Annotated in this window: 6 protein-coding genes; 4 read left to right on the top strand and 2 right to left on the bottom strand. The window is 76.4% G+C overall.

Features of this window, described 5'->3' with window-relative positions:
• Positions 1 to 2 precede the first annotated feature (2 nt).
• On the bottom strand, positions 3 to 1,937 hold the full coding sequence (locus DSM112329_RS25390; protein WP_354699362.1) for a hypothetical protein: 1,935 nt from the start codon (positions 1,935 to 1,937) through the stop codon (positions 3 to 5).
• A gap of 188 nt (positions 1,938 to 2,125) precedes the next feature.
• Here DSM112329_RS25390 and DSM112329_RS25395 point away from each other — a divergent pair, with 188 nt between their 5' ends.
• A complete protein-coding gene (locus DSM112329_RS25395) occupies positions 2,126 to 3,967 on the top strand; it encodes a delta-60 repeat domain-containing protein (RefSeq protein ID WP_354699363.1) in 1,842 nt (613 codons plus the stop codon).
• Between the two features lie 54 nt (positions 3,968 to 4,021).
• Here DSM112329_RS25395 and DSM112329_RS25400 read toward each other — a convergent pair whose 3' ends face one another.
• The gene (locus DSM112329_RS25400) at positions 4,022 to 4,723 is read right to left on the bottom strand and encodes a metal-dependent transcriptional regulator (protein ID WP_354699364.1); all 702 of its coding nucleotides are present in this window, start codon (positions 4,721 to 4,723) and stop codon (positions 4,022 to 4,024) included.
• Between the two features lie 68 nt (positions 4,724 to 4,791).
• On the opposite strand from DSM112329_RS25400, the gene DSM112329_RS25405 reads away from it, so the two are divergent.
• The 3 genes from DSM112329_RS25405 to DSM112329_RS25415 all read left to right on the top strand — a co-directional run bounded on the left by DSM112329_RS25405 (position 4,792) and on the right by DSM112329_RS25415 (position 16,515).
• The gene (locus DSM112329_RS25405) at positions 4,792 to 5,874 is read left to right on the top strand and encodes a hypothetical protein (RefSeq protein ID WP_354699365.1); all 1,083 of its coding nucleotides are present in this window, start codon (positions 4,792 to 4,794) and stop codon (positions 5,872 to 5,874) included.
• A gap of 73 nt (positions 5,875 to 5,947) precedes the next feature.
• Positions 5,948 to 6,514, top strand: coding sequence for a hypothetical protein (locus DSM112329_RS25410; RefSeq protein WP_354699366.1), 567 nt, complete (start codon positions 5,948 to 5,950; stop codon positions 6,512 to 6,514).
• A gap of 11 nt (positions 6,515 to 6,525) precedes the next feature.
• Positions 6,526 to 16,515 carry a fatty acid synthase subunit beta domain-containing protein gene (locus DSM112329_RS25415; protein WP_354699367.1) on the top strand — a complete coding sequence of 3,330 codons (9,990 nt, stop codon included), beginning with the start codon at positions 6,526 to 6,528 and terminating at the stop codon, positions 16,513 to 16,515.
• Positions 16,516 to 16,542 lie beyond the last annotated feature (27 nt).

A 16,542-nucleotide genomic window follows, 5' to 3' on the forward strand; every position in this document is an offset into this window, starting at 1 on the left:
GCTCAGCGGCTGAGGGTGAGCTGCTTCGTGACCGTCTTCCCGCTCGACGGCCTCAGCGTGACCCGCACGGCGAGGCGGCCCGTCCGGCGCAGCAGCGCCTTGGCGTCCTTCCCGAGGACGAGCGTGAGCGTCTTCTTCGCGCCGGCCTTCACGACGTAGGCCTGCGCACGGGCGATCGTGAGCGTCACGAGACGGCGGCCGACGCGGACCTTGGCGCGGCTCTGCACGCGGACGGTCCCGCGGCAGGACGCCGACCCGGCGGGGCAGCGGACGACCAGCGGCGCGCGGCCCTTCGCGTCGGCCTTCAGCTTCAGCGAGCTGATCGCCCCGGGACGCGGCGCCGGAGCCTTCGGCGGGGTCGGCTTGGTCGGCGACGTGGGCGTGGCCGGGACCGTCGGGGTGGTGGGCGTGGTGGGTGTCGTCGGCGTCGTGGGCGTCGTCGGGACGGTCGGCGGCGGGCTGACGGGGATGGCCATCGTGATCCCCGGCGGGACCGGGGAGGCGGATGTCGCGTAGCGGCCGAGCGAGCCGTCCGACGGCGCGATGCGCCCGCGCGTGGCGTACGGCACCGCGTCGTCCTTCACGTCGATGGCCGCCTGGGCGCAGTCGAGCGTCGTCGGGTTGGCCTCGGTCCCGGCCCGCACGACGAAGGAGCCGTAGGGCGTCGCCGAGAAGGTCGACGTCACGATCGGGCCGCCCGGGCCGCCGGCCGCCGGGCCGGTGAACGTGAGCGCGGGCGTGGATCCCACCGGCCCGGCGGAGAACCGCGGGACGGTGCCACCGGCGGCGTTCCAGGTGCTGTCGGGCAGCGTCACGTCGATGGTGGTCGCCTCGAAGCCGCTCCCCGCCTGGCGCAGGCGGTAGGTGCCCTCGGCACGGAAGGTCTGCGTGCCCTGGGTCGTGCCGGCGCCGGCGAGCGTCACCCAGACGGTCACCGGATAGTCCTTGCCGGTGACGTACAGCGGCGTACCCGCGCTCTGCGAGCGGGCGAGCGTCGCCACGGTGTCGGGGGACAGCGTGAGCCGCGCCTGCACCGAGCTGAGCGTGAACGGCCCGCCCCCGGAGGCGCCGGCCGGCAGCGGCGGCGAACGCAGCTCCATCCGCGCGGGGTCCAGCTCGCGCGTCAGGCCGGCCGGCAGGTTGGCCGCCGCGCCCGAGGCCAGGCGGCCGAGCTCGTTGATGCAGGTGGCGTTCTGCGGGCCGAGCTCGGAGTCGATGACCGCCGCCGGCGACGGCACGACCTCGGTCCCGCCCTCGTCGAACTGGACGTTGGCGGCGCTGCCGGGCTGGCAGTCGAAGACCACGTTGGTGCTGCCCGAGAAGGAGGCCTGGACGACCGTGCTGCCCTTCGTCGGACGCAGCGCGCCGCTCGGCCCGGTCGGCAGCTGGGGCAGCGCGCCCGCGTCCGCCTGGCTGAAGACGACGTCGCCGCCGGTCGCGGTCCAGGTGGTCGCCGGCAGGTCGTTGCCGGAGTAGGTGAACGGCGTCGACGCGAGGTAGCGGTTGTCGTCCGCCGGGTCGACGGTGATGTCCGTCGTCGCCGTCACCTCGATCGGTCCGATGACCTGCACGTGCTCGGCGGTGTTCGTCGCCTTCACCGCGACCCAGACCTTGGCTGTGATCGTGTTCGGCCCCGCCTTCAGCAGCCCGAGCGCGTACCCGAACTTCGCGAGGTACTCGGGCAGCTGCACGTCGACCTTTCCGGCGGACAGCGCGACCCGCTGACCCGGGACGACCTCCGTGCTCGACGGGTGACGCGCGTCCGTGACGAGGCTGCTGGTGGCGTTCAGCGTCACCGTCTGGCTGCGGTAGAACTCGTCGAGCGGGTAGAAGCACGCGTTCGGCGACGTCGCCGCGGCGGCGCTTCCGGCGCTCGCGAGGACTGCAAGGACGGCCAGCGCCGGTACCCACACGCGGGTGCGGCGACGGGCTCCCACAGGCAGGCTGGGGGCGGGGCGGGACGACAGGCGCGAGAAGGACACAGGGCTCCGTGGTGCAGCGGGCCGCGTATGGCTGCCCTGACGATGAACGGGTGCCCATGCTACCTTCGCCTCGGGTAAGGGTCGCCTTACTCAGTTCGACCACCCACCCACCGACGTTCCCAGGCCTTCAGGAGGCTACGACGATGAGACGGACCCCCACCACCCTCGGCGCCCTCGCGCTGGGCGCGGCGCTGCTCAGCGCGGGCCAGGCGCAGGCCGCCTCGCTCGACGCGTCCTTCGGCACCAGCGGCACCGCGTTCTCGCCGCTGTCCGCCACGCTCGGCGACCGCTACTTCGATGCCGTGACCGGCCCCGCCGGCGGCACCTACAACGCCGGCTACACCACCGTCGCCGGCACCGACCAGGCCTTCGCCGTCAGCCGCACCGATGCGAGCGGCGCGCTCGTGACCAGCTTCGGCACCGGTGGCGTGGCCAGCGTCAACGTCACCGCCGCCCCCTTCGCGGCGCCTCCGGCCGGCACCGCGCCGACCGGCACCACCGAGATCGCCCGCAGCATCGCGCTGCAGGCCGACGGCAAGATCGTGATCGCCGGCACCGCCGAGGCGACCGGCGGCGCCGACAGCCGCGACACCGACGCCGTCGTGGTCCGCTTCAACACCGACGGCACCCCGGACGCCACGTTCGGCACCGGCGGCGTCGCCCGCCTGAACCTGAGCGACGGCCGCACGCCGGCCGCGCTCGAGACGATCGTGGGCGACCAGGCGTGGGGCGTGAAGATCCGCCCGACCGGCCAGATCGTCGTCGCCGCCTCCAAGGGCGTGCAGAGCGACGAGGTCCCCGCCCGCACGACCAGGACGATCGCGGCGGTCCAGCTCACGAGCGCCGGTGCGCTCGACGCGTCGTTCGGCACCGCCGGCGTCGGGCTGTCCGAGACCGGTGGCTCGCTGAACGTCCGCAACGGCACCCTCACCGACGACGGCGACTTCTTGATCGCCAGCTACGGCGGCACGCCCGTCCGTCCGTCCATCCACCGCTTCCTCGCGAACGGCGCGAAGGACACGACCTGGGGCAACGCCGGCGTGGCGTCCGGCGCGATCGGCGGTCCCGCACCAGGCTTCGCCGAGGCGTACACCGTCGTCCCGCACGGCTCCGGCGTCATCGGCGTGGGCTACGGCTCGCGTTCGACGACCCCCGCCAACGGCGTGGACGCCGTCGCCTACCGCTTCAACGCGGCCGGCGTCTGGGACCAGACGTTCGGCAACGGCGGCCTGCTGTCGTACGACCGCGTCGCCGGCGCCGACCGCCTGCGCAACGTCGTCGCACTGCCGGACGGCCGCTTCGCCGGCGTCGGCAGCACCGAGGACCCGGCGGTCACCGGTCCGCCGGCCGTGGCCTCCAACGTGAACGGGCTCGTCCTGTTCTTCGACGGCGACGGCAACATCGACACCAGCGAGGGCACCGGCGGGGCGTTCAACGTCGACCTCGGCGGCACGTCCGACGCGTTCTTCGGCGCCGCGCTGGTCAGCGGCGGCAGGAAGCTCGTCGCCGCGGGCCACAAGGCCGGCACGCCGACCTCCGGTGACGACGCCGCGCTCACGCGCCTGAACCTCGTCAACGCCGTGTCCGGCCCCGCCGGTCCGGCGGGCGCTGCCGGCACCGCGGGTGCGCCGGGCGCAGCCGGTCCGGCCGGTCCCGCGGGCGCCAAGGGCGCCACCGGTGCGAAGGGCGCGAAGGGCGCCAAGGGCAGCTCGGCGCTGCCGCTGCGCGTCACGTGCAAGCTCGTCAGCGTGAAGAAGCGCAAGATCACCTGCACGGCCAAGAAGGTCGGCACGCGCGGGTCGGTCCGCGTCTCGCTGCTGCGCGGGGGCCGCACGGTCGCCGCCGGCAAGGCGCTGGCGACGAAGGGCACCGCCGCGGTCGCGCTGCGCGGCGCCGTGAAGGCGGGTCGCTACACGCTGGTCACCACGATCCCGACCGCGGCCGGCGGCCGCGTGAAGGTGACGCGGACGATCACGCTGCGGTAGGAGGAGCCGCCCCTCTCCGCACTCGCGGGGAGGGCCCCTCGCTCGCGGGCCTGCTCAGGTCGCGGTGACGAAGACCTGGCTGGCCGCGCGATCGGCGACCACCACGTCCTGCGCGGCGCGGCCGCGGCCAAGGCCGACCGTCACGTGGCCCGCCGCGGGCTGCACGTCGCGGATCCTCAGGCCGGTCCCCGGGACCAGCCCCACGTCGAAGAGCCAGCTGACGAGCTCGGCGTCGCTCTCGGCGACCCCGACGATCTCGCACTTCGTCCCCGCCTCGAGCTCGATCAGCCGGCGGAGCGACCCGGCCTCGGCCCGCTCGTCCGCCTTCGCGACCGGCCACCCGTGCGGGCAGCGGGCCGGCGACCCGAGCTTCTCGTGCAGGCGCTCGACCATCTCGGGCGTGAAGGCGTCGCGCATCTCCATCGCGCGTCCGTGCACCTCGCCCGGCGGGTAGCCCAGGTAGTCGACGAGGAACCCCTCGATCACGCGGGTCGCGCGGACCCCGTGCTCGGCCAGCGCGATCCCCGCCGGGGTCAGCGCGAGCGCACGGCCGGGACCACGGTCGACGAGGCCCTGGTCGCTGAGTCGGCGCAGCATCTCGCCCGCGGAAGCGCGCGACACGCCCAGGCGCTCGGCGACCCGCGCAGCGATCGGCGCGGTGGCCTCGGACGGGCGGTACTCGCCGACCGGGAAGAGCAGCCCGTACAGCACCTCGACGTAGTCGAGCGATCGAGGGCTGCCGGTCGGTTGGGCCACGCTGAGCATCCTATGGCGTACCTCGGCCAGCGCGCTCGACAGCGCTCGCTGAGTAAGGTGCGCCTTACATGGCCGCCCGCTGCATCCTGCCCCTCGCGCTGGCGTTCGCCGCCCTGGCCAGCACCCCCGCGGGTGCCGCCACGGTCGCGACGCCGAACTCCTGCAAGTGGAGCATCGACGACGTCTACCGCGATCTCGACGTGACGCTGAGCGGGACCGTGGCCCCGTCCCCGCTGGTCCCCGGCGCGCCCGCAGCCCTGTCGGCGACGTCCGCACGGGCCCGAATTCCTGACTACATCGCCTCCAGCGGCTACAACACCGGCCTGCTCAAGGCGGGCGCGAACTCGATTCCGTCGACCGTCTGGCTGAGCGTCGGGTCGGGCGCCGAGACGCGGGTCGTCTCCGCGACGGTGACCGTGACGACGACGATCACCGTCGACGCCGAGCAGAACTTCGTGTCGGCGACGCCGATGGACGTGACGGTCCCGCTCGCCGATACGAGCTGGACGGCGCCGCAAGCGGGCGCGCTCGCGCTGGCGCAGGCCGCGGCCGGGACCCTGCCCCGGCTGCCGATCGGCACGAACAACGCGCTCCGGCAGCCACTGGGCAGCGTCGTGATCCAGGCGGCGCTCAGCAACGACGTGCGGATCGTGCTCGACTGCCAGCCCGGCCGCTCGCGGCCCGGGGGCGTCACCGTCGCCGCCGCCGCGCCGTTCGAGTCCGTCCCGGTCGCGACCCCCGACCCCGGCAGCCCGCCGGTCGTCCAGCCACCGGTCACGACCCCGCCCGTGGTCACCCCTCCGGCTCTCGCGGCACCGAAGCCGACCCTGTTCTCGCGGTCCCTGCGGCTGCGCCGGAACGCCATCAACGTCCTGGTCGGCTGCGGCAAGGGCGCAGGCGCGTGCTTCGGGACGGTCGAGCTGCGGACCGCGGTCAAGCAGCGGGTCGGCAGGCGGCTCGTGTACGTCACGGTCGCGCGCGGCAGCTACGCGACGGGGGCCGGGGCGCGCCGCACCCTGGAGCTCACCCCGACGGCCGCCGGTCGCGCCCTCATGAAGCGCAAGGCGTCCGTTGCGGTCCGCGTCCAGCTGCTCCCGCGGGACACGCCGAAGGTCGCAGCGGTGTCCAGGAAGGTCCCCCTCCGGACTTGAGGAATCCCGACCGGCAGAGTATGTATTAGGGTCTCCTAATCATCGCTCCGTCGTTCGACCCCAGGATCCCGTCATGACCTGCATCTCCGACAGCTGCCGCACGGCGTCCGACTGCACCCGGCACCTGAGCCTGCTGCTGCAGACGGACGACACGTCCACGCGGCTGAAGGCCGAAAAGCGGATCGCCGCGCTGGCCGAGGACCTGCGCGCGCTGCGGAGCGGCTCGGCCCGGAACGAGCTCGTGGCCGCCGGATCGCTGCTCCGGGCCCGGTTCACGGTCGACGCGTCCGGCTCCCGCGCGTCGCTGCGCCCGACGGACGTCCTCGAGACCGCGCAGGGCAACCCGCTCGTGCTCGGCGCGGTGGCCGTGACAGCGGCCCGGCAGGCCGGCATGGCGCTCGGCCTGCTCGCCGGTGCCCGTGGCCGCTTCGTGGTCGCCCACGCCACGCTCGCCCGGCCGCTCGTCCTCGACCTGCACGACGGCTTCGCGCTGCGCAACGTCGACGGCGACGAGTCCTCCTTCCGCTGGCTCTGCGCGCACGTGACGGCGCAGCGGGTCGGCGAGCTGCTCGCACCGCAGCCCGTCCGCCGGGTGCGCACCGGGGACACCCCGGCCCGGTTGGTCGCCTCGCCCAACTGATCACCCGACCGATGAGCATCACCGAACCGTCCCCGGTGATGCCCGCCGTGCAGTCCCTCGTCGCCCGGCTGCGGGACAACCACGCGACTGCCGCGCTCACGTTCGCGGGCCAGGGCGCGGACCCGCTCGCCGAGCTGAGCGCGCTCGTCCGCACCGCGCCGGCGCTGCGTCCGCTGCTGGAAGGGGGCGCGCTCGCGGTGCAGCGCGCGGCCGCCGAGCCGGCGCTGCGCGACAGCGGGCTGCTGCGCCACGGCTTCGACGTCGCCGCCTGGCTCGACGATCCCGACGGCGCGCCGGACGCCGACTACCTGCGGTCCGCGCCGGTGTCCGCCCCGCTCGTGCTGCTGGCGCAGGCGCTGCTGTGGGAGGCCGCCCGCACCGACGGCCTGCACGAGGCGGTCGCCGCCGGCGCGATCACCCGGACGGCCGGGCACTCCCTCGGCCTGCTCGGCGCACTGCTCGTCGCGGAGGCGCCGGAGGACGCGGTCGACGACGCGCGGCTGGCCCGTTACCTGCGGATCGCGCTCGGCCACGGGGTGCACGCGCTCGCCGCGACGCCCGCCGGCGCGTCCGCGCGCCCCACCGCTCCCGCCACGCCGATGGCGGCGGTCGGCGGGGTCCGCCACGACCGGCTTGCGGCCGTCGTCGCCCGCCTGAACCACGAGCGGCTGCGCCCGCAGGACGCCGTCCGCTGCGCGCTGGTGAACACCCGCACCCGCACCGTGGTCAGCGGTCCACCCGCGGCGCTCACGGTGCTCCGCGACGAGCTCGAGCGGCTCGCCCGCGACGAGGAGGCCGCCCAGCGCGCCGGCCGGCGCGGGGGCTCGCCGCTGCGCTTCACCTGGAGCCCATTGCCCGTCGACGTCCCGTACCACGCGCTCTCGGACGCGGCTGCGGTGGACTTCGCCGGATGGCTGCGCGGGAGCGGGCTGCTCCCGGTCGCCCCCGACCTCGAGCTGCCGGTGCTGTCCGGGAGCGACGCCCGCGACCTGCGCGCCCACCCCGACCTGGCTGCCGCGGTCGCCGCCGCGCAGCTCCGCGAGACCGTGCGCTGGGACCTGGTCTGCGGCGCGCTGGCCGCCGGCGAGACGGACTGGGTGCTGGACCTCGGGCCTGGGACCGCGGTCGCCCACCTGACCGCCGAGAACCTGCGCGGGAGCGGGGTGCGGACGCTCGGCCTCGCGTCGCCCGAGGGCCGCCGGCGCCTGGTGACCGCGGGCGCCGTCCCCGCGGGCCGCGACCTCGAGTACGCAGCCTTCGCGCCGAGCGTCGTCGAGCTCCCGGACGGCCGGCGCCACGTGGAGACGCGCTACACGCAGCGGCTGGGCCGGCCGCCGATCGTGCTCGCGGGGATGACGCCGACGACGACGGATGCGCCGATCGTCGCTGCCGCCGTCAACGCCGGGTACACCGCCGAGCTGGCGGGCGGCGGCCAGCCCGACCGCTGGACGCTGCACCGGCGGCTGGCCGAGCTCGAGGAGCTGCTCGAGCCCGGGCGGGAGCTCGTCTTCAACACGCTGCTGCTGGACCGCCACCTCTGGGACCTGCACGTCGAGGGTGCTGCGCTGGTGCCGCAGGCGCGGGCCGCGGGCGCACCGCTCGCCGGGCTGACCGTGTCCGCCGGCATCCCGGACGCCGACGAGGCGATCGCCCTGCTGGACCGGCTCACCGCGCTCGGCATGCACGCCAACGCGTTCAAGCCGGGCACGCGCGAGCAGGTGGGCCGCGTCCTGGCGATCGCCGACGCGGCGCCGCACCACCTGGTCTGCGTGCAGCTCGAGGGCGGACGCGGCGGCGGCCACCACTCGTGGGAGGACCTGCAGGACCTGCTGCTGGACACCTACGACGACCTGCGCCGCCGGGCGAACGTCGTCCTCTGCGTGGCCGGCGGGATCGCCACCCCCGCCGAGGCGGCCGACCTGCTGACGGGCGCGTGGTCGGTGGCGCACGGCGAGCCGGCGATGCCGGTGGACGCCGTGCTGCTGGGGACGGTCGCCATGGCCTGCCGGGAGGCCGCGGCGTCGCCGGCGGTCAAGGCCGCGCTGGTGGCGGCGCCGGGCTCCGCGGAGTGGGTCCCGCGGCGGGCGGTCGACGGCGGCGTCACGTCGGCCCGCAGCAACCTCAACGCCGACATCCACCTGCTCGACAACGCCGCGGCGCGGACGGCGCACCTGCTCGAATCGGTCGCCGGCGATGCCGCGGCCGTCGCTGAGCGGGCGGACGAGATCGTCGCGGCGCTGGCCACGACCGCGAAGCCGTACCTGGGCGATCTGCGCGGGATGACCTACCTGGAGACGGTCGAGGCGCTGACCGCGCGCCTGGCCACCGGCCGCGGCGGGCGCTACGACGACGGCGCGTGGGGCCATCCGAGCTGGCGCGAGCGGGCGCTGCTCGTATACCGGCGGTTCGCGGCGCGGCTGGATCCGGTGGACGAGGGCGTCGTCGTGCCCGCGGTGGGGCACCTCGGCGACCTCGACGATCCGGCTGCTGCACTGTCGGCGTTCGCCGCCGCCTACCCCGATGCCGGCAGCACGCTGCTGGACCCGGCGGACGTCGCGCACGTGCTGGCGGTCTGTGACGGACCCGGCAAGCCCGTCCCGTTCGTCCCGGTCCTCGACGGCGAGGTCCGGCGCTGGTACATGGCCGACGCGCTGTGGCAGGCGCAGGACGACCGCCTGGGGGCCGACGGCGTCTTCGTCATTCCCGGGCCGCACGCGGTCGCCGGGATCACCCGCGCGGACGAGCCGGTGGCCGATCTGCTGCGGCGCTTCGAGGACGGTGTCCTGGACGCTCTGGGGGACGACGCGCAGGTCGCGGTCCGCGACCGCCTGGCCACCGAGGGGCCGCGGACGTCCGCGCTGGCGCGGCTGGCCGGGACGCGGTCGGGGGTGGTGGCCGGGCTGTGCGTGGCGCCGACGGTCGTCGCCGACGGGACGCGCACGGCGCCGAACCCGCTGCTGCGCCTGATCGGCGCCGAGGACGAGCTGGAGCTGGACGAGGCGCCCGACGGGACGATCGAGCGCCTGGTGGCTCGCTGCGGCAGCGAGCAGGTGGTCGTGAGCGTGGCGCCGGACGACGCGTCGGTGGTGCTGGTGACTGCGAGCGACGCGGTGTCCCGGTCCGTGAGTTCGTCAGGGCTGTTCGGGTCGTCCGCGCCGACGGGGTCGTCCGCGTCGTCCTCGTTGGAGGCCGACCCGTCGCGGTACGAGACGCCGGGTGGTCTGCAGCTGCGGTTCCGGGCGCTCGGCGACGGGCGGTTCGCGGCGCTGGACTCCGGGGCGGCGCTGGCCGCCTACGCCGCGGGCGGCCTGGGCGTCGAGCCGCTGGCGCCCGGGGCGGACCCGTTCGGCGCGGGGGTCCGAGCGGCCTGGGCGTGTCCCGCCGGCCTGGCCGCGTCCTACGGCGCGCTGACCGGCGCCGCCCACCGCGGCGTCCCGCTCGACCTGGCCTTCACGCTCGCGTGGCCGGCGCTCGGCCGGCTGCTCGGCAGCCCGCCGCTGGCGGCGCACCTCAGCGCGCTGCTGCACGCCGAGCACGCCGTCACGCCGCTGGCCGCGTGGCCGCCGCGCGTGGACGAGGCGGGGACGGTCGTGGTCCGCGTCGTCGCGGTCGAGGACCCGGCCGACGCCCCCACGACCGTCCGGTGCCGCGCCCACCTGGCCGGCGAGCGGGGCCCGCTGGCCGACGTGGAGACCGTCCTGATCGTGCGGACCCCGGGTCCGGTGTTCGGGACGGGGGCGGGCGCATGGTCGTCGAGCGGCGGGATCGCCGGGCCGTCGTCGGCGGCGGACGGGACAGCGGGCCCGTCTGCGGTCGCCCCGGCAACACCAGACAGGCCCGATCCCCACGCGTCGGCCGCTGACGACGACCAGTCCGCCCCGGCTCCGGTCACCACAGGCCCGTCGTCTGTCGCCAGCGCGACACCGAACGGGCCAGATCCGGCCCCCGGTCCCGGTCCCGGAGTCGACGCGGACCGCCCCCGCACCGCACGCCCCGCGCTCGTGCTCGCCCGGGCCGAGGACGTCGCGCCCGACACCGGCGGGGCCTTCGCCCGGGTCGGCGGCGACCACAACCCGCTGCACCGCTCGGTCCTCTCTGCGCGCCTTGCCGGCATCGATCGTCCGGTCGTGCACGGGGCGTGGACCGCCGCGCGGGCCGGGGCGTTCCTGGTCGACGCGGTCTGCGGCGGCGACCCGGCGCGTGTGCGGTCGTGGCACGTCCGCTTCGTCGCGCCCGTCTTCCCGCACGCGCTGCTCGACCTGACCGCCGAGCGGGTCGGCGTCCGCGACGGGCGGCGGGTCGTCGCCGTCCGGGTCGAGGCCGACGGCGTGCTGGTGGCCGCGGCCGAGGCCGAGGTGCTGCCCGAGGCCACCGCGCTCGTCTTCCCGGGCCAGGGGGTCCAGCGACCGGGGCTCGGGAGCGAGAGCCGGGACCGCTCGCGCGCTGCCCGCGCCGTCTGGGACCGCGCCGATCGCTTCCTCCGCAGCCGATTCGGCGTGCCGCTGCTGGATGTCGTCGAACGCAACCCGGCGGCGCTGCGCCGCGACGACGGGACCGTCGTCCGCCACCCGGAGGGCGTGCTGTTCCGGACCGAGCTGACGCAGCCGGCACTGGTCGCCCTCGCGGCCGCCCAGTCGGCGGAGCTGACCGATGCGGGGGTCGTCTCCCACGACGGACCGCCGGTCGCCGCAGGGCACAGCGTCGGCGAGTTCTCGGCGCTCGTGGCGCTTGGGGTGCTCGACCTGGAGGCCGCGCTCGAGCTGGTCTACCGGCGCGGAGAGGCCATGCAGCGGCACGTCCCGCGCGACGCTGCGGGGCGGTCCGCGTTCGGCCTCGCCGTGGTGGACCCGTCGCGGACGACGGACCTGGACCCCACCACGCTGGCCGCCCTGGTCGCGGACATCGCGCAGCGGACCGGTGCCGTCCTGGAGATCGTCAACCACAACGCACTCGGCCAGCAGTACGCCGTCGCGGGCGACCGGGCCGCGCTCGACGCGCTGGTGGCTCGCGTCGGTGCGCGGGCCGTGCTCGTGGTGCCAGGCATCGACGTGCCGTTCCACTCGTCGGTGCTGCAGCCCGCCGTCGCCGACCTGCGGACCGCGCTGGAAGACCTGGTCGGGGCGGTCGACCATCGCCGCCTCGTCGACCGCTGGGTGCCGAACCTCGTCGGCCGGCCGTTCACCCTCGAGCCGGCGTTCGTGGCGGACGTCGCGGCGCGGACCGGCGAGGCGTTCGACGCGGCCGCCGGCCCCGACGACCTCGCGCGCGGGCTGCTGATCGCCCTGCTTGCGCACCAACTGGCCGCGCCGGTGCAGTGGATCAACAGCGTGCACGCCCTCACCGGGCCGGCCGCGACGGGTGGCCTCGGCGTCACGCGCATCGTCGAGGTCGGGCCGGCCGCCGCGCCGGTCCTGACGGGCCTGACCCGCGCGACTCTCGCGCACGCGGGCGGCGAGCCGCCGGCCGTGATCCTGCACAGCGAGCTCGACCGGACCGCGGTGCTGGACGCCGAGGAGCCGCCTGTCGAGGTCGAGGTCGACGCCGGCCTGAGCGTCGCCTCTGACACGGGCCGTCCCCCCGCGGCACCGAGCGTCCGTTCCCCCGCGTCAGGCGGCGGGGAAACCGACGGTCAACGCGCGCGATCGTCCGGCTCCGCCTCGAACGTCCAATCCCCCACACCAGGCGGCGGGGAAACCGACGGTCAACGCGCGGGATCGTCCGGCTCCGCCTCGAACGTCCATTCCCCCACACCAGGCGGCGGGGAAACCGACGGTCGGCCCGCGGGGCCGGCCGGTGCCCCCGCCCGACCGGTCGCCGACCAGCCGCTGCACGCCGGGCTCGCGCTCCGGCTCGCACTGGCCGCGCAGGCCCGCGTCCGCCCCGACCAGCTCGACGGGTCGGAGACCATCGACCAGCTGTTCCAGGGTGTCTCCTCGCGGCGCAACCAGGTCCTGATCGACATCGGCCGCGAGCTCGCGCTGTCCGGCGCGGAGGGCGTGCAGCGCCAGACGGTCGGCGAGCTCGTCGAAGCGCTTGCGGCGCACGCGTCCTACCGGTTCCCGGGGCCGTACCTGCGCGAGGTCATGGCCGCCGGGCTGTCCCGGGCGCTCGGTCGTTCCGGGCTCGGACGGCCGCAGGCGGCTCAGCACCTGAGTGTGCGGTGGGGCCTCGGGCCGGGCCTCACCGAGCAGGCCCTCGCGGTCGCTGCCCTCGAGAGCCGCGAGGGCGCGTCCGCGCGCGGCGGGCCGCTCGGCCGGCTGGCGGACGACCTGCCCGCGAGTCCGGCCGACGCGCGTACCTACCTTGACGGGGCTGTCGCGCTGTTGGCGGACGACCTGGGCATCGTCCTGAGACCCTTCGCGGCCGCGGCGCCGAGCGCGTCGGCGGCGGTCGACCCGGCGGCCCTCACCCGCGTGGAGCAGGCCGTCCGCGCCGCGGCGCACGACCTGGTGGCGGCGCTCGACGGCGATGCCGATGACGGGGCGCCGCCCACGGCTCCGGCGGACGACGCCGCAGCCGACCGCGCACGGCTGGCCGTCCTCGATGCCGAACTCGGGACGGGCCGCGCGGACGAGGTCGCGCCGGCGTTCGACGCGCGCCGCCACGTCCGCTTCGACGACGCCGGGGCGACGGCCCGCTGGGACCTCGTCCGCGCCTACCACGCCGCTCTGGACGACCGGCTCGACCGGGACGGGCTCACGCACGCCGTCGCGCAGCTGGCGCTCCACGGCGCGGACCCGGTGCTGACCGGCTCGGCGCTGCACCTGGCCGAGCGCGCCGCGCAGCTCGGCCGTCCCGACGTCGCCGTCGCCCTGCGTGCGGCGGCCGTCCCGCGGGCGACCCCGCTGCCACCGGCGGGGCTCGGCGCGGACGGCAGTCCCGACGCGGCGCGTCCGGCCGACCTGCTGGACCGCCTCGTCGCCGCCGGCCACGAGCACCTCGCCGCCGCGCTCGCGAGCGCCCTCGAGACCGCCCCCGACCTGCGCGACGAGCGTGCCCTGGTGACCGGCGCGAGCCCGGGTTCGATCGGCGCGGCGCTCGTCCGCCACCTCCTGCGCAGCGGTGCGACGGTCGTGGTGACCACCTCGACGGACACCGCGGCGCGGCGGCGCTGGTACCGCGACCTCTACCGCGCGGCCGCGGCCCCGGGCGCTGTCCTGCACGTGCTGCCCGCGAACCTCGGCTCGTTCGCGGACGTCGATGCCCTCGCGGCGTGGCTGCGCGAGCCCGGCGGCGCCCGGCGTGGCCGGCCCGAGCTGGCGCTCGACCCGCTCCCGCCCACCCTGGTCGCGCCGTTCGCGGCGCTGCCCACGGCCGGCGACCTCGACACCGCCGGGGCGGCGTCCGAGGCGGCCGTCCGCCTGCAGCTGCTTGGGGTCCAGCGGCTGATCGGCGCCCTGGCCGCGGACGCGTCGCCCGGTCGGCCGCCCGCCGTCCTGCTGCCGCTCTCCCCGAACCACGGGACGTTCGGCGGCGACGGCATCTACAGCGAGACGAAGGCCGCGCTCGAGGTCGCCCTGCGTCGCTGGCACGCCGAGCAGGCCACGTGGGGCGGCCGCGTGCGGCTGCTCGCGCCGCGGATCGGCTGGGTGCGCGGCACGGGCCTCATGGGTGCGAACGACCCCGCGGCGCGGACCGCGGAGGCAGCGCTCGGCATCCGGACCCTCACGGCCGACGAGATGGGCTGGCTGCTGACGGGACTGCTGTCCCCGGCCGTCCGGACCGCGTCCGCGCGTGCGCCCTACGAGGTCGACCTGACCGGCGGCCTGGCCGACGCGACCGGTGCGGGCGGGTTGCTGGGCGCGGTCCCTACCGGCACCGCCGGGTCCACACCGCCGCCGGTCGCCCCCACACCGTCTGACGTCCATTTGTTGTCGTCCGGACAGCCAGAAACGGACGTCAGACCGGTCGCGGAGCCCGAGCCCGCGCTGCCCGGTCCGCTGACGGGCTTCGCCGTCCGGCCGCGGATCCCGCCGCCGCCCGCCCCGACCGCGACCGTCGACGGCACCGGCACCGGCATCGCCGACACAGGCCCCGTCGCGTCCCCCCGCCTCGAGCCCCGCGACCTCGTGGTGATCGTCGGGACCGGCGAGCTGGGCCCGGGCGGCAGCGCCCGCACGCGCGCCGAGCTCGAGCGTGGCGGGCCGCTGTCCCCGCGCGCCGTCGTCGAGCTCGCCTGGGCGTGCGGCCTCGTCCGCGCCGAGCGCGACCGCTACGCGATCCGCTGGGTCGACGCGGCGTCGGGCGCCGTGGTCGCCGAGGGCGACCTGGCCGGCCGCTACCGCGACGCGGTCCGCGGCCGCATCGGGCTGCGGCCGCTGCACGACGACGGCGTCCTGGACCCGGAGGGGTTCACGGTGCTCGCGACGGTGCCGCTCGACCGCGAGCTGCGATTCGAGGTCGCAGGCCGCGAGGAGGCGGAGACGTTCCTCGCCGCCGACCCCGAGCGCACCCGCATCGCGCCGGCGGAGGACGGCGGCCCCGCTTGGACCGTCACCCAGGCGGCCGGATCGCTCGTGCGCGTCCCGCGGACCGTCCCCCACACCCGCCGGACGGTCGGCCAGCTTCCCGACGGCCTCGACCTCGGGCTGCTCGGCGTCCCCGACGACCTGCTCGCCACCGCCGACCGCATGGCGCTCGTCAACCTCGCCTGCAGCGACGCGGCGTTCCAGGACGCCGGCCTGACGCCCGAGCAGCTGCTGACCGGGGTGCACCCGGCGCTCGTCGCCAACACGCAGGGCGCCGGGATGGGCGGGATGGCGTCGCTGCGGCGGCTGTTGCTCGACCACCTGCTGGGTCGCGACCGCCAGACCGACCGGCTCCAGGAGTCGCTCGGCAACGTGGTCGCCGCGCACGTCGTGCAGGGATACGTCGGGTCGTACGGCTCGATGGTGCACCCCGTCGCCGCCTGCGCGACCGCGGCCGTGTCGCTCGAGGAGGCGCACGACATGATCCGCCTCGGCAAGGCGGACGCGGTCCTCGCCGGGGGCTACGACGACCTGACGCCCGAGGGCATGCACGGGTTCGCGGACATGGGCGCGACCGCGGACGGCGCGGTACAGGCGGCGGCCGGGCTGGATCCGGCCGAGTCCTCCCGGCCGAACGACCTGCGGCGGAGCGGGTTCGTCGAGGCGCAGGGTGGCGGCGCGCTGCTGTGCGTCCGCGGGGACGTCGCCCTGGACCTCGGCCTGCCGGTGCGCGGCGTGCTGCTGCACGCGCAGTCGACGGCGGACGGCATCCACGCGTCGATCCCGGCGCCGGGGATGGGGATCCTCGCGACGGCACTCGGCGGGCCGGACGCGCCGCTCGCCCGCGCGCTGGGGCGCCACGGCCTGACGGTCGATGACATCGGGATCGTCAGCAAGCACGACACGTCGACGGAGATGAACGACCCGAACGAGGCCGACCTCCACGAGCGTATGCAGGCGGCGCTCGGGCGCACGCCGGGCCGGCCGCTGCTCGTGGTCTCGCAGAAGGCCGTGACCGGGCACGCGAAGGGCGGCGCGGCGGCCTGGCAGGTGGCCGGCGCGCTGCAGGCGATGGCCGAGGGCATCGTCCCCGGCAATCCCAACCTCGAGTCGGTCGATCCGCTGGTCGCCGGCGGGGCCAGCCTGACGCTCGGCGACACGACGCTCCGGGTCTCCGCGGCCGACCCGGTGCGCGCGGCCGTCGTCACGAGCCTCGGCTTCGGGCACGTCTCGGCGCTCGTCGCGGTCGCCCACCCGGACGTCTTCCTGGACGCCGTGCCGCCCGCCGTCCGGGACGAATACCGCACCCGCGCCGCGCGGCGGCGGGCCGACGGCGAGCGCGCGCGGCTGGAGCGGATGCTCGGCGACGGCGAGGACCTGCGCCGCAGCGACCGGCGCTTCGGCGGCGGCGGGGACGGAGCAGGGACCGGCGAGGGGGACGCGGCGGATAGGCGCGAGGCGGAGGCGGCCCTGCTCCTGGATCCGGACGCGCGCCTGGGCGACGACGGCCGCTACCCACCCCGACAAAGGTGACCCAGGGTTCCCCCACCCCCGCGGTGG

The sequence above is a fragment of the Paraconexibacter sp. AEG42_29 genome (assembly GCF_040581415.1).
In the GTDB taxonomy this organism is placed as follows: domain Bacteria; phylum Actinomycetota; class Thermoleophilia; order Solirubrobacterales; family Solirubrobacteraceae; genus Paraconexibacter.

Bases quoted from the DNA above. Each gene is read 5' to 3' on its own strand.
- DSM112329_RS25405 (WP_354699365.1), top strand. From the start codon at position 4,792: ATGGCCGCCCGCTGCATCCTGCCCCTCGCGCTGGCGTTCGCCGCCCTG.
- DSM112329_RS25395 (WP_354699363.1), top strand. From the start codon at position 2,126: ATGAGACGGACCCCCACCACCCTCGGCGCCCTCGCGCTGGGCGCGGCG.
- DSM112329_RS25415 (WP_354699367.1), top strand. From the start codon at position 6,526: ATGAGCATCACCGAACCGTCCCCGGTGATGCCCGCCGTGCAGTCCCTC.
- DSM112329_RS25410 (WP_354699366.1), top strand. From the start codon at position 5,948: ATGACCTGCATCTCCGACAGCTGCCGCACGGCGTCCGACTGCACCCGG.